12 protein-coding genes are annotated in these 15247 nt (G+C 45.5%); 6 read left to right on the forward strand and 6 right to left on the reverse strand.

All coding sequences use genetic code 11. The features are described from left to right. Window positions 1-21: 21 nt before the first annotated feature. Together G395_RS0111245 and glgB are read right to left on the reverse strand one after the other, a co-directional pair. Complete coding sequence (locus tag G395_RS0111245) at window positions 22-630, reverse strand: hypothetical protein (RefSeq protein ID WP_229204137.1); 609 nt, start codon at window positions 628-630, stop codon at window positions 22-24. Between the two features lie 183 nt (window positions 631-813). Beyond that, on the reverse strand, window positions 814-2826 hold the full coding sequence (glgB, locus tag G395_RS29210) for a 1,4-alpha-glucan branching protein GlgB (RefSeq protein ID WP_035361103.1): 2013 nt from the start codon (window positions 2824-2826) through the stop codon (window positions 814-816). 348 nt (window positions 2827-3174) lie between these two features. Here glgB and budA point away from each other — a divergent pair, with 348 nt between their 5' ends. Genes budA through G395_RS0111265 form a run of 3 tightly spaced genes read left to right on the forward strand, consistent with a single transcriptional unit; the run spans window position 3175 to window position 5576 of the window. After that, window positions 3175-3867, forward strand: coding sequence for an acetolactate decarboxylase (budA, locus tag G395_RS0111255; protein ID WP_229204138.1), 693 nt, complete (start codon window positions 3175-3177; stop codon window positions 3865-3867). Between the two features lie 3 nt (window positions 3868-3870). Then, window positions 3871-4893: an alpha/beta hydrolase gene (locus G395_RS0111260; RefSeq protein ID WP_026630131.1), complete on the forward strand. Its 1023-nt coding sequence runs from the start codon at window positions 3871-3873 to the stop codon at window positions 4891-4893. A 53-nt stretch (window positions 4894-4946) separates the two neighbouring features. Next, window positions 4947-5576, forward strand: coding sequence for an HAD family hydrolase (locus G395_RS0111265; protein WP_026630132.1), 630 nt, complete (start codon window positions 4947-4949; stop codon window positions 5574-5576). Here G395_RS0111265 and G395_RS0111270 read toward each other — a convergent pair. Further along, window positions 5573-6076, reverse strand: a complete 504-nt coding sequence (locus G395_RS0111270; protein ID WP_026630133.1) for a DinB family protein — start codon at window positions 6074-6076, stop codon at window positions 5573-5575. The genes G395_RS0111265 and G395_RS0111270 overlap by 4 nt on opposite strands. Window positions 6077-6279: 203 nt before the next feature. Continuing rightward, window positions 6280-8784 (reverse strand): M1 family metallopeptidase, encoded by a 2505-nt coding sequence (locus tag G395_RS0111275; RefSeq protein WP_026630134.1) that lies wholly within the window; start codon window positions 8782-8784, stop codon window positions 6280-6282. Window positions 8785-8901: 117 nt separating this feature from the next. Between G395_RS0111275 and G395_RS0111280 the strand changes: the two genes are divergently transcribed. After that, a complete protein-coding gene (locus tag G395_RS0111280; RefSeq protein WP_026630135.1) occupies window positions 8902-11277 on the forward strand; it encodes a prolyl oligopeptidase family serine peptidase in 2376 nt (791 codons plus the stop codon). 51 nt (window positions 11278-11328) lie between these two features. Here the strand turns inward: G395_RS0111280 and G395_RS0111285 are convergent, their stop codons facing one another. After that, the gene (locus G395_RS0111285) at window positions 11329-11838 is read right to left on the reverse strand and encodes a hypothetical protein (RefSeq protein ID WP_026630136.1); all 510 of its coding nucleotides are present in this window, start codon (window positions 11836-11838) and stop codon (window positions 11329-11331) included. A gap of 275 nt (window positions 11839-12113) precedes the next feature. Between G395_RS0111285 and G395_RS0111290 the strand changes: the two genes are divergently transcribed. Together G395_RS0111290 and G395_RS0111300 are read left to right on the forward strand one after the other, a co-directional pair. After that, window positions 12114-12899, forward strand: a complete 786-nt coding sequence (locus G395_RS0111290) for a 3-keto-disaccharide hydrolase (RefSeq protein ID WP_026630137.1) — start codon at window positions 12114-12116, stop codon at window positions 12897-12899. Window positions 12900-13042: 143 nt separating this feature from the next. Further along, window positions 13043-13807, forward strand: coding sequence for an SDR family NAD(P)-dependent oxidoreductase (locus G395_RS0111300; protein WP_026630138.1), 765 nt, complete (start codon window positions 13043-13045; stop codon window positions 13805-13807). 1 nt (window position 13808) lies between these two features. Here G395_RS0111300 and G395_RS0111305 read toward each other — a convergent pair whose 3' ends face one another. Continuing rightward, window positions 13809-15092, reverse strand: coding sequence for a PQQ-dependent sugar dehydrogenase (locus G395_RS0111305; protein ID WP_026630139.1), 1284 nt, complete (start codon window positions 15090-15092; stop codon window positions 13809-13811). Window positions 15093-15247 lie beyond the last annotated feature (155 nt).

Here is a 15247-nt window from a genome sequence, read left to right on the forward strand (position 1 = left end):
GGTGACGAATGCGTGCATTGATTAATTATACAGTGGAAATGACAACGCAAAATAGGGAACGCCATAGGTTTTGCTGAAACGTTTCTGACCGTTGTCGAGCTTGGCTTCGGTTGCGTAGGTAATGCGTCCGACGGTGTAACCGAGCTTCACGCCGATACGGTCGGTGATCCAGTAGCGTAAAAAAATTTCCGACTGACCATTCTGCTTGTCCAGCGCGAGCGGCAAGAAGTTGAGTGTGGCCGGATTGCTTCTCACATAGGCATTGTAATATTTCGCGCCCTCTCCTTCCGAAAAACCAGGTTTTGTATATAATCCCTTCCTCCTCAGCCCGATTGCTATTCCGAAAATATCTGTGTTTGCACCAATGTCAAACCGCCACAACTTAACATTTGCACCCAGTACAAAGCTTGCTCCATTGGCAGTTAACCGGCCAAATTCCAGCGTATCGCGTGATAATGCATTGTCTTTTGGGGTCAAATTGGTTCTGCCGGCGTAATATCCCCATGTCCTGACACCCCAGCCTACTCTAAACCATTGAAAATTGGCCAGACTCAGTTCCTGGTGATATAAAGCTGCCGGCACCCATTCGTCTTTTTGATATCCCAGTCCCAGATCAATACCTGACGTCACACGGGAAAGACTTTGTGTAAACCCCTGAATTGAACCAACAAGAATAAAAAGTACTATTAATCGGAAGCTTTTCATTGATTTCTAAATGATGTGATGGGCAAAGGTAAAAAAATGTACAAAAAAATAAGGCAGAGATCTGCTTCTCTGCCTAAGTAATCTACAATTTATGTAAACGGTTAAATACTACTTATATGCTTCGTGCCGGTGCATTTTTTTAAGAACGAGGGCTCCCATAGGCGGCAGATCCAGGATGACGGAATTGCTTTTGCCATGCCATTGATGTGCCTCTGAGGTTACAGGACCCACATTAACAACCCCACTGCCCTGAAATTCTGCCTGATCGGAGTTGAATATTTCCTGCCAGCTGCCTGCTGTAAGCACACCTACGCGGTAACCTTTGCGTGGAATTGGTGTCAGATTCAGCACTACAACCAGATTCTGACTCGGATCTGTGCCTTTTCTGGCAAATACAAGCACCGAATTTTCCCTGTCCTGCGTATCGATCCACTCGAACCCGTCGTGCGAGAAAGAGAAATCGTACATGGCCGGCTCTGTTTTGTACAGCTTGTTAAGCGCTGTTACGCACAGTTTCATGCCGTTATGATTAGGATTATTGAGCAAATGCCAGTCAAGGCTTTGTTCAAAATTCCACTCGGATGTCTGACCGAATTCGCACCCCATGAACATGAGTTTTGTTCCCGGATGCGTGAACATATAGGTGAACATTAGTCTCAGATTGGCAAACTTCTGCCATTCGTCGCCGGGCATTTTATTAATCAGCGATTTTTTGCCATAAACCACCTCATCATGAGAAAATGGCAACATATAGTTTTCAGAAAAAGCATATACCAGACTGAATGTCAGCTGATCCTGATGCCATCTGCGGAATGCAGAGTCTTTTTCAAAATACTTTAATGTATCGTTCATCCAGCCCATCATCCATTTCATTCCAAAACCAAGTCCGCCGACGAAAACGGGGCGCGAAACACCGGGAAATGCGGTTGATTCCTCTGCTATGGTTTGAATGTCAGGGAATTCCGTGTAGGCAGCGACATTCATTTCTCTTAGTAATGCAATGGCTTCCAGGTTTTCTCTTCCGCCAAACTCGTTCGGGATCCATTCGCCGTGCTTTCTGGAATAATCAAGATAAAGCATCGAAGCCACGGCATCCACCCGCAAACCGTCGGTGTGATAACGGTCCAGCCAGAAAATGGCATTACTAATCAGAAACGACTTTACTTCATTGCGTCCGTAATTGAAAATGTAGCTTTTCCAGTCAGGGTGATAGCCTTTTCGCGGATCCTCATGCTCGTAAAGAGATGTGCCGTCGAAACGGAAAAGCCCGTGCGCGTCGCCTGGAAAATGGGAAGGGACCCAATCCACATAAACGCCGATTCCGGCTTGGTGAAGCTGGTCGATGAGATACATCAGTTCCTGTGGCGTTCCCATCCGGGATGCACATGAAAAATATCCGGTAATCTGATAGCCCCATGAAGGCGGATAAGGATGCTCCATAATCGGCATCAGTTCCACGTGCGTAAAGCCCATTTCCTTTACATAAGGAACCAGCGTTACGGCAATTTCTTTATAGGTCAAATATCTTTCAGGATCGGAAGGGTCCCGTTGCCAGGAACCCAAATGCACTTCATATACGGAAATTGGCGCATTCAGCTTATTTTTCTCCTTGCGGACTTTCATCCAGTCCGAATCTCCCCATTCATACCAGGTATCCCAGACTATGGATGCCGTTCGCGGCGCAACTTCACACCATAGGGCAAACGGATCGGATTTTTCCTGTGCGCCGCCGGTTTGAGAAACTATATAATATTTGTAAACCTCTCCTACGCCAACGTCCGGGATCCAGCCTTCCCAAATCCCCGAGCTGTCCCATCGGGGTGCCAGCACATGCGTGGCATTGTTCCAGCCATTAAAATTCCCGATAACCGATATATTAGCGGCATTAGGCGCCCAGACTGCGAAATATGTTCCGGTTACGCCCTTATAATCCATCACGTGAGAGCCCAGCTTCTCGTAAAGCTTAAAATGCTTGCCCTGCCTAAAAAGGTGAATATCGAAATCAGTAAAACGGCTAACAGTTTCTACTGCGTTCAGCCCGTGATCCCGTGCGACGTCCACCTTATTTTCAGTGGGATCAGTAGTCGAGTCTGTCTCTTTTTTATCAGTTAACTTAGCCATCTGCAATACACAATTTTAAAATCTCAATGAACATGTAAGATTTACAATTTTATTAAACTATTTCTCAAAATGTATATATTTTTTTAGTCTAAAATGGTAAATCCATCAATTACAGCGGCATATTACAATATAGTAGAAGGAATTGTATCGGGCATACAGAAATTAATTTTGCACTTTTGCTGAATGGAAAGGCCCTAAATTTAACGATCACTGTATTAATTCATGATGAACATTTTTACCAGACGCAGTATACTATCCCTTCTATCCGCTTGCATTCTTTCCGTTTTTTTGAGCTGCTGTCAATCTGCTAGAAAGGCTGGTTTGGGAGCTCATTCCGAGCAGGATTTTATGTATCAATACTCTATAATCGATGCGCTGATGGCCGGGGTGTTCGATGGCGACCTTACCATTGGAAACCTGAAACCGAAAGGCGATTTTGGCGTGGGTACATTTAATAAAGTGGATGGCGAGTTAATTATGCTCAACGGTAATGTTTTCAAAATGAGCTTCGACGGCAGTGTGAAGGAGGTTCCCGACAGCGACAGCACCTCTGCCGCATTTGTTAAATTTTTCAAAACGGATACGACGATCTATCTGAAAGAACCGAATCTGACATACGAGAAATTGCAGGAGCGTCTCATAGAGAAACTAAATGCCAACACTATTTACGCAATTAAAATCACCGGAACATTCTCGAAAATGACCACCCGGGCTGCCAGTCCTGCAAAACCGCCCTATACCACGCTTCCGGCCCATCTGGGTGAGCATCAGAAACTCTTTAACTACAATAACACAACCGGCACCTGCGTTGGATTCCTGCTCCCGCCCTATCTCGCCAGAACCAATGTTCCGGGTTTTCATTTGCATTATATTGCGGACGATCTCAAAGCCGGGGGACATATTTTCAAGTTTGATACAGACGCAGTAACCGTTGAAATTGATTTTGCCAAAGGATTTACAATTGAAAATAACACCAATGCGGAGTTCTTGAATGTAAACCTCAAACCCGACCGGGGTGCTGAACTTAAAAAAATCGAGTAATTGATGCATTCTTTATCAAAAACCCTGCTCTTTTATTTAACCCTGACCGTCGTGGGAATCGGTTCCGCACACGCACAGGTTACCTATTTTGCTGATATACTGGGGAATGGTTTCAAACAGGCGACCATCGTACAACCTGCTGATTACGAAGGCAGTGTAACGTGCACCATTATCAAAAAACAAACACCTGAAAAAAGCAACAAGGCTGTGCTTTACGTGCATGGGTTTAACGATTATTTTTTCCAGGAGGAAATGGCGGAGCGCTACATTCAGGAAGGTTACAACTTTTACGCCGTCGATCTACGCAAATACGGACGCTCATTTCTGGCCAATCAAAAGTTCAACAATGTCCGCGACCTGTCCGAGTATTTCGCTGATATCGACACCGTTTTAAGTGTTATGAAAGCCGAGGGATCGGAGAAAATCCTTCTCAGCGGTCATTCAACGGGTGGATTGATCATTTCGCTTTACGCAGCCGAGCGAAATGGCAGGGAAATGTTCGACGCAATTTTACTGAACAGTCCGTTTTTTGATTTAAATGTAAAATCGGTTTTAAAGAAAACAGCAATTCCTGTCATTGTCAAACGCGCCGAAAAGCATCCCGAAACGACCATTAGCGCAGGGCTAAGTCCTTTATATGGGGAAAGTTTGCATAAAGACGCGCATGGAGAATGGACTTACAATCTGGGCTGGAAACCACATATTGCCCCACCCGTTAATTTCGGCTGGATTAGAGCTATACATTTGGGTCAACTCAAATTATCGCAGGGACTGCAGATCGACAAACCCGTGCTGGTCCTTCACTCGGCAAAATCGATTGACGAGAAAAAATGGAGCGACGTCATGTTTACCGGCGACGCAGTGCTGAATGTGGAGGAAATCGCGCGGCAGGCGCAGAATATTGTGGGTCAATACAGCATTCAGGCGATCCAGGGCGGCATGCATGACCTCATTCTCTCGCGGAAACCCGTACGGGAAGAAGTTTATTCAACCATTTTCAATTGGGCAAAACGCAATGTGAAATAGCATATTTTATATATTGCAGGCGTGACTAACTGTTAACGGCAAATTCTTTCATAATGCAAATCAGTGATCTTAAAATTCTCTTCTTTGATATCGGCGGCGTATTGCTAAGTAATGGCTGGGGGCATGAATCCCGCATCCTGGCCGCAGAGAAATTCGGGCTGGATTACAGGGAAATGGACCAGCTTCATAATTTCATTTTCAATGTCTACGAAGTCGGCAGCATTAATCTCGATCAATATCTGGACACGGTGATCTTCAATCATCCCAGGGATTTTGTACGCGAAGATTTTAAGGAATTTATGTATTCGCAATCCGTGGAGCTTCCCGGAATGCTTGCCTGGCTCAAAGAATGGAAAAAGGACTGCGGCTTTCGCATTATTTCAATCAACAACGAAGGCAAGGAGTTGAATGATTACCGCGTCCAGAAATTCAAACTCCACACTTGTTTCGACGCTTTCATCTCGTCATGCGAAGTAAAAATGCGGAAGCCCGACCCACGGATATTTGAACTGGCTATGGGCATAGCGCAAGCCACGCCGAGTCAATGTGTGTATTTCGACGACCGGATCATGTTCGCTAATATGGCAAAAAAGCTCGGGTTACGAGCTTTTCACCACACGGGTTTTGACTCTACCAAAGAGATTTTGGAAGATTTAAAAAAAGAGCGCTTTGAACGCGTTTAACCAAAGCTCTTGTCATCCGCGGACGGCCCGTAAATCGAGGGAACTGCAATGTCGTTCAACCGCATGTATACAGTGAGCTGTCCGCGGTGATGTACCCAATGGTTGATCGTCGATCCGATGGCTTCAATCATGGGTTGCGCATATAAAAGCTGGCCATTATTCATGAGCCTGAATTCTTTTGCCAGACTTTCTTCTGTGGCATTCTGGAGCGCGGTTTTTGCGCGCTGAATGCTTTCGTCGTAATGCTTCACCACGGCATTTCTTTCCCTGGTTTCAAGATGTTTGAAGGTTACGAAATCAATTTCGCCCTCCTCCACCATCACCGCCACCCATAAAGGAATTTCGGCTACCAGCAGCGTCAGGTAACCCATTTCCATCGACTTGGGATGAGGTTTGAAACCATAAGCTGACTCAGGAATTCTTTCAAGACAATTTTTAGTAGAAGTGTACTCTGCCTCCAACTCCCGGATGTAGGCAGTCGCAAAAAGTTTGTTTTCCATAGCATTTGTTTTTTATTGAAAAATGCAAAAAACGGTGCCTTTTACTGTTTAACGACCAGACCTCCAGCGCATTGTTTCTACCAATATCCATCGCTCCGCGATTTAGATTTAGATAATCATGGAGGGATAACATATTGGTAGCAACAAGTTATCCGCATTAACCGAAATCCCGGAGGGATGTCACGTTATGCATAACGCCTTTATTAACGCTTCAACCTTGCAGCTCTTTGCGGCATATCAATGGCCTGCAACACCTTGTTTTTGAGGAAGTAAGGATAGTTCGGATGTTCGTTAAGGAATTTAGCGGCAATGTCGGTCGCCTCCCTGGACGAATGTCCCGAAAACGTGGTGTTGGTCCAGCGCGTAGGGAAGAAAATATCGCCTGTAAGCTGGATTTCCTGCAACAGATCCAGCGACGGCCGCAAATATTTGATAGCGCTAGCGGATCGCAATGGATGATGCAGATTCGATAGCCCATCCAGCACCCAGGCTTCTTTTTCGCGGTTTTCCGGTTTTTTCAAAGATTCAAAAAACGCATCCCGCTCAGCTTCACTTTGACTCAACGAAGGAATGACAAACTGCATTCTCGTTTTTCGGTCGGGATTTTTAGTGCTATCCATCTGCGTCTGCATAATCGCCTTCACATCTCCCTTTCCTCTGATAGCCAGTTCATAAGCCAGCGAAATGTTATCTTCCTCCGACAATGTAAGGTTTTCAATTATCATAGTTTTAGTCCAAAGCGACTCCATTTTTTGATAAGCGTCATCACTGAGCGCAATACGTTTGAATGTCCGGAAATATGACTTTTTAATTCCCTTATCCTTTGTCGAATTAAGTAAATCCCAGGCCACTTTTTCAACCTCCGACTGATATCGGTTTCTACTTTCATCGCTTAAGAATGACCACCATAGGCTTTGCAGGCGACCGAGCAGATAGTCCGTCAAAAGCGGATCTTTCTCCTTCGGTAATGTCCGCAGCACATCCTTTAAAAGCTTGTCCCCAGCAGGTCCGTCACCACGCAGGAAGCCTTCCCAAACATTAACGAGCATGGCACCCCGGAAAACAGGTTTCGAAAGAATGGAGTCACCCATCTTATTATAATTTATGAAAAAATAGGATGTGCTCGCACTATCCGTCTTGAAATAACCATAGGCAGTGCCGTCCGGATTAGGGAAGCGGTAATGCTGGTTACTAAGCTCGAAATCTATCAGCCCAACCGGTTGCTGCCACGTCCGATTTGAGACAGAATCTGGTTTTTGAATGTATTTCCCGGCTCCTTCGCCGGAAGCATATTGATACTCCGGCATACCCGGCGTTTTTACCCACACCTGGCTCCAATCCGCAATGTTGAGCGGCGTTTTTTTATCAATAATCTGTATCAGATCATCCCAGCGGGCGTTTCCAAATGAGTAGGTTTTCAGATATTCCCCAAGGCTCTCGCGCATGAGCTTCGCTCCTATCTTCCGGTCCAGCTGGCGCATTACGATGGGTGCTTTCATGTAAATAATGGCCCCGTACAATGTCCCTGCATTTTTAAGATTACCCAAATCCTGCAAAATGGGGTTTGTGCCGGCCGTCCGGTCCACCTCATATGCGCTCGGATAATGTGCTAGCAGAAAACGTAAATCGTGGTTGATCTCAGGGAAGCTTGGATGGACGATTTTTGCAGCCATAAAATTGGCAAAAACCTCTTTCAACCACACATCATTGAACCAATCCATGGTTACCAGATCGCCAAACCACATATGCGCCGACTCGTGCGCAATCACGCTCGCCCGCGCCATCTTCTCATTCACCGGCGCATTTTCATCCAGGATCAGCGCCGACTCATTGTAAAATATAGAACCCGGATGCTCCATCCCGCCATATTGAAATGAAGGAATCAGGACAAAATCAAACTTTCCAAAAGGGTAACCAATATTCGTATAATCTTCCAGCCAGGAAAGCGACTTGGCGTGCAGATTGAAAATTTCATCCTTATTCCGGTTCACTTTGGCAGCATCTGTTTCGCGGTAATACATGGTCATTGCCCTGCCCTTCAACGTCTTTTCGGTCTTAAAAAACTTGCCGGCTGCAAAGGCAAACAGATAGGAACTGATGGGCTTGGTTTGAGCAAACTGAAAAACACATTTGCCGCTTCTCGACGTTTTGGACTTCAAGCTTCCGTTCGAGACCGCTTCCCAGCCGTCGGGCACACTTAATGTTAAGCTATATGTGGCCTTTAAATTGGGCTGATCAAACAGAGGAAAACAGGTGGAAGCGCGGTCGGGAACGAAAAGCGTGTAGAGATATTCGTCGCTCCTGTTCAGGGAAAGGTCACCGGCAATGAAACCGATCGTCAATATATTTCTTCCTTTTTTTAATCCTTCGGGATGAATGATGATGTGCTGGTTGGCCACATCAAACTCAATTTCGTCACCCTCAGACTGGACAGAAATAATGTGCGTGCTATCAGAATTAAAATCTAAAACCAGCGCAGAATCGAGCGCATTCAGGTTAAAAGAAATTGTTTCAATGCCTTTTATCTGCTCACTTTTCTTACTTGGAATATCAAGCTGAATGTTATAGTCAATGCTGTCAATCGTACTTTTCCGCCGCTCATTAAGCTCATAACTAACGCCTTTATCCGGTATTTTCGACTTCTGATCCGAGCATCCAGCCTGAAATAAAAACACGATCAACAAAGCAATCCAGCAAGCAATTTTCATACGTGAGTAAATGGTAACCGCCAAAAATAGCATTTGTAGCGTTAACTTTGAGTGCCTTTCTTCGATGTATCATAACAACATTATCTTTAAGCTACAATTCCCAAAGTCCAATTTCATATGCTGCAATTCTTTCGCCTTACCTTATTAGCCGTTTGTTTATTTACAGGTATATCAAAAGCCCAAACCCTCGGCCCGCTTACGGTTGAGAAAATCATGCGGGATCCGAAGAAGTGGATCGGCACTTCGCCGAGTGACATTCACTGGTCTGAGGATAGCAAGACGATTTATTTCAACTGGAATCCGGATAAGCATGCAGCCGACTCGCTGTATGGCTATGATCTGACCTCCAAAAAAATCAGCAAAATAACCCCTGCCATTCGCAAAACATTGCCCGGTAAAAGTGATGTTTTCAACAAGCAAAAAACGCAGCGGCTCTACGAAAAGAATGGGGACATTTATCTGATCTCGACTACTGATTACAAAATCAGACAGCTAACCTACACTGTCGAGCGGGAAAGTAATCCGGCTTTCAGTGGCGATGACCAGCGCGTAGTTTTTACGCGTGGAATGAACCTGTTCAGCATTACACCCGACAACGGGCTTCTGAGCCAACTTACTGATTTTAAGAGCGGCACAAAAAAAGCCGATAGCAAACCAGAAGGCCAGGAAAAATTTTTGAAAGACGATCAGCTCGCAATGTTCGAGGTTTTGAAGGAACGAAAAGAGAAGAAAGATGCGGGCAAAAAAATAACCGATGCCGAAAAGGCAGCTTATCCAAAAGAAATTTACCTGGGCGAAAAGAACGTTTCCAGCCAGCAAATCAGTCCGGACGGGCAGTTCATTACTTACCGGTTGACGCAACCGAACAAATCCGCAAAGTCGACTATTGTTCCCAATTACGTCACTGAATCCGGTTTTACAGAAGATATCGATGCCAGGACCAAAGTCGGGGCGCCAGCTTCGCAATCCGAATTCTGGATTTATAATATTAAAAAAGATACAACATTAAAAGTTGTAGTAAAGAACATTCCCGGCATCGGCGACAAGCCTGATTATCTCAAAGATTATCCCAAACTGGATTCCGCCTGGAAAAAAAATAAAGAGCGGGACGTTATCATTAACGGGCCATTCTGGTCGGATAACAGCAAAAATGCAGTGGTGGTTGTGCGTTCGCTGGATGGCAAGGACCGCTGGATCATGGCGCTTGATCCTGAAACTGCAATATTGAAATTGCTGGATCGCCAGCGGGATGAAGCCTGGATCGGCGGGCCGGGCATTGGCGGTTATCCGATGAGTTCGGGAGAAATTGGCTTTATTAATGATAACAACATTTACTTCCAGAGTGAGGAAACGGGTTACTCGCATCTTTACAGTCTGGATGTTGTCAGCGGCAAGAAAACGGCGCTTACCAATGGGAAATTTGAAGTACAAAATGTCATTTTATCAAAAAACAAAAAATCGTTTTACCTCATAACCAACGAAGCACATCCGGGAGAGCAGCACTTTTATAAAATGTCTGCAACGGGCGGACAGCGCAGCCGCATTACGCAGCAGACCGGCGCGCACGAAGTAACGTTATCGCCGGACGAGACCAAACTCGCTGTTCGCTATTCGCAAAGCAATGTTCCCTGGGAGCTGTTTGTAATGGATAATCCAGACGCAAATACCAAAAGCATTAACTCAGAGCAGGTTACCAGATCCACATCTCCCGAATTCCTGTCTTACCCATGGCGAAAAGCAACAGTGGTCACCATTAAGGCAACCGACGGACAGGACATTTATGCAAGGGTTTACGAACCTAAAAAATCAAATGGCAAAGCGGTCGTTTTTGTACATGGAGCCGGTTATTTGCAAAACGCGCACAAATGGTGGAGTCAGTATTTCAGGGAATATATGTTCAATAACATGTTGGTGGATAAGGGTTATACCGTGCTTGATCTTGATTACAGGGCAAGCTCAGGTTACGGCCGTGACTGGCGCACAGGCATTTATCGGTTTATGGGAGGTAAAGATCTCACGGATAACACGGATGGTGCCAATTGGCTGGTTAAAAATTATGGGATCAATCCAAAGAAAATTGGGATCTATGGCGGCTCTTACGGCGGTTTTATAACATTAATGGGCCTTTTTACAACGCCCGACGTTTTCGCCGCCGGTGCAGCATTGCGCCCGGTTACGGACTGGGCTGCATACAATCATCCCTACACAGCCAACATTCTCAACGAACCACAATCCGACAGCCTCGCTTACCGAAAAAGCTCACCGATATATCACGCAGCCGGTCTTAAAAACCACTTGCTCATGTGCCACGGAATGGTGGATGTAAACGTTCACTATCAGGACGTTGTACGGCTTTCACAACGGCTTATCGAACTGGGTAAAAATAATTGGGAACTAGCATCCTACCCCATGGAAGACCACGCTTTTGTGGAAGCGTCGTCCTGGACGGATGAATATAAGCGGATATTAAAGCTTTTTGAGGAGAAACTATAAGACAAAAGCCGTGCAGGAAATCCTGCACGGCTTCTCAAATTGAAAACACCCTTATGCTGCGTTGTTGACCCTGCGGACCAGCGAATAACCGCCGTAATTTTCCCAAAGGTTTATAATCAGGTTGCGTTCCTTTATATTATGCAAGCCAAAATCGATCAGGATTTCGCCTTCCTGAATGCGTTTTTGGAAATAGGTTGCATATTCGTCCGACAAAACAGTGCTTGCAATAGCCCGCTGACCTCTTTCGTCCAATTTCCCTGCCACTACAAGTGCCAGTCCCGGAATCGCCACAAACCTACCTAACACATCCAATGCATCCGAGATCCTGGTTACCTGTAGCTTTTTACCTTTTCCTAAATCCGATTCTCCTTTATTATCATAGTCCTTATCATGATATTGATAAAGTCTTTCGCTCGTTTCTTCTGACATGATCAGCGTAATTTCCTCCGCTTCATAGCCAAGTTTTAACAATGCCTTATATGCGTTTTCCGCATCTGTTCTGGTCGCAAATACACTCGTTACGGTATTGACGCTTCTTTGGGTATGTGTGCTGTTCATCATCTCTCTCCTCGTAATAGTTCAACATCTACTTAAATAATTTATGCGCACAGAGTAAAGAACCGTTCCATCAGCGAAATGCGTGATTTTATTCCTGAAAGAGCTATGAGTGTGGAACCGTCTGATTTTTACGATATTATACGTCGGGTTACATGTGGCTTTTGTTCTACATGGTAACAAAAGATATAGCAAAAGGAGTATTTACAAATTCAGCAAGCCTTATCAACAATGCCAGACTGAACTGGTACAAACTGATTTCAATCACTAACATCTTCCATATGAAGCAGATTTTTTCCAGAATAAAAATGGCTGTGACAGTCCAGGGCATACTTGCCTTTGCATTTGTGGCGGTGTCTCATGCACAAGTGGGCGTTGGGACGAAAGCGCCGAAAGGTGCGGAGGTTTTCATGGATGGCAGCCGCAAGATGCTGGATGAGAAGTGGATTTACTGGGAAGGTCCTCGCTTTTCGGCCAAGCCTCCTATCAAGTGGACCGTTGTAAACGATCCGGTGGACAAAGGAACAGTTATCAACTGCAACGATCCTGCATCGGCTGGCGGAAAGTATGGCTCAGCGGACATTGTTACCAAAAAGCAGTTTAAGGATTTCCGCGCGCACGTCGAATTTCTGATCACAAAAGAAGGCGGCAATAGCGGCGTTTATTTACAAAACCGTTACGAAATCCAGGTTTTGGACGGCGATACCACTTCTCACGGAATGGCTGCCGTCATCAACGAGTCCAGGTCTCCTTATGCCGCTTATAATGGCATAGGCAAGTGGAATTCCTATGACATTCTGTTCCGGGCCGCACGTTTCAAGGAAGGCAAGCTGGTTGAAAAGCCTATGGTAACATTGTATTTCAATGGTAAAAAGGTTCATACCAATCAGCAGATCAGCCAGGTTTGGGGCGGTCCTAATTCCGGAATCGATGGTGGAAATGATGGAGGAAAAGGCATTACGGACACACCGGGCGGGTTGAAACTGCAATCAGAAGGCCATGATGTTTATTACCGGAATATCTGGATAAAAGAGGAATCCCTAGATAAGCCAAATACGGATTTTTAAAGAAAATAACCGTTGTTACAGCCTGCCTGATTTTTCGGGCAGGCATTTTTTTGGCCAATTTGCAGGGCATGGGCCAGCAACATTGGCATGAAAATATTGTTTTCGGGATTTTTTAAACACGAACGTCTTAATACACGAACGTTATGATCTCTGAAAACTTCAATTTAAAAGGAAAAACTGCGCTGGTAACCGGTTCGAGCCAGGGTATCGGCGAAGGCATTGCACTGGCCCTCGCCGAATATGGTGCAAATGTCATTCTGCATTGTAGGAGCGACGAAGATGAAGCTGAAAAAGTGGCGGAAAGAATCAGGGAATTGGGGGTCAAATGTTCTGTTGTCCAGTCGGACCTTGCGAAGGCCAATGTTGCTTCTGAAATTTTTGATCATGTTAAACAAAACGGACAGCATGTGGACATTCTCGTACTGAATGCTTCTGTCCAGATCCCAAAGAACTGGGATGAAATCGGTTTCGAGGACTTCGACACACAGATTAATGCCAACTTCCGGTCTACGCTCTTGCTAATCCAGCAATTCGCTCCGCTGATGATCCAGAATGGTTGGGGACGCATTGTGACATTGGGCAGCGTACAGCAAACCAGGCCGCATCCTTCCATGCTCGTTTATGCTGCTACAAAATCGGCTGTCCTTAATATGGTGCAGAATCTAGCCATGCAGTTCGCTGACAAAGGCGTGACCGTTAATAATCTGGCTCCCGGCGTAATCGGAACACCCCGGCTTGAACAGGATGTTCCGGAGGTGGAAGAAAGGATCAACAAGCGGTTGGAAACACCTTCGGGCCAGATTGGTGACCCGAAGGATTGTGCTGCCATGGCCGTTGTATTGTGTTCCGAAGCAGGGCGCTTCATCACGGGCCAGAATATCTATGTAGATGGCGGGTTAAGCCTCTAAGCTACTTTTTCTTGTAATCAATTTTAAAAATAGTGCCATTCAGGTCGTCGGTTACGTAAAGTGCGCCGTCGGGGCCTTGTGCGAGCCCGCATGGGCGATGCTGGATCGGGCCGGTTGGTTTAGCCAGGTCCGTTCCCGCAAAATTATCCGCAAAAATCTCCCATTTGCCTGGTTTACCATTCACAAATGGCACAAATGCAACCAGATAGCCTTTTTTCAGCTCCGCAGACTGGCTGTGAAATGCAATGAATGCGCCATTTTTATATCTCGCCGGGAACTGGTTACCAGTGTAAAACATGATCGCATTAGGACCGAGATGCGCCGGAAATGCAACCAGAGGATTGATTGCTTTTTCACCCGCCGTCTTCTTACCATCACCGCCATATTCAGGTGCGAGGATTTTTTTGTTCTGGAAATGGTCGTAGTAAATGTAGGGCCAGCCTGCATCGTCGCCTTCTTTTAATCTGTAAAGCGTTTCGGCAGGAAGTTTAGCACTTTGTTTTGGGGTGTAGTATTGAGGGTAAAAATCATCAAACTTTCCACGTCCATGCACGGTTGCGTACAATGCATTTGTTTTTTGATCCCAGTCAATTCCTACTGCATTCTTTACACCCGTCGCGAAACGTACGCCGTCTGAAAAAGTCTGTCCGGCTTTATCCGCCTTGAATTTCCAGACTCCACCCGCAGAATCCAGAATCGTGCAGGGAGACATTCCCTTGCCCGAGCCGGTTTCACGGCAATTATCACTGTACGAACCCACTGTAACATAAATGTTACCCGCATTATCCAGCGTGATCGGCTTGGCATTGTCGCGGCCATGATCGGTCAGTCCTTCAATGATCTTTTCAGGTTTTTCAAAATCTACAACTTCCTCCTTATCATTCAGTTTATAACGAAAAACCCCTTTGTTTGAAGAGCTGTATAAATAACCGTTTTTGATTGCAATGCCCGTTCCCTGGTAATCCCCGAAAAGCGTTTTGCTCTCAATTTCACCGTCGCCGTTTGTGTCTTTGATGTGGTAAATCCCTTTGCCGTCTTTCAGCTTGGAAAGCTTCACATACATATCACCATTTTTCCCGATCACCATGTGCCGGGTTGCGCCGAGGTCTGTTGCCAGGATTTTTGCCGAAAAGCCGGCGGGCAGTTTAAGCTCAGCTGCTTCAATCGGGAATTTTTTGTTACCGGATGTGGGAGGATTAGCCGGAACATTTGTGTAAGCAAACAAGCCGGTGGCGCCTGCTAATGCCAGAAATGCCCCTGTGATTTTTGATAATTTTTTGCTCATGCAATGAGTAATAATGAGTTAAATAAATAAAAGGCTGACCGCCGTGCGGACAAATTCCGTGTCTGTATTAGAAAGCATTTCACCGAAACTTTATTACTTGTTGTGCCCGCTCAATTTTCCTTATATAAATGTAAATTGGAATGATTTTTTTTAAC

The organism is Dyadobacter alkalitolerans DSM 23607, from assembly GCF_000428845.1.
GTDB lineage: Bacteria > Bacteroidota > Bacteroidia > Cytophagales > Spirosomataceae > Dyadobacter > Dyadobacter alkalitolerans.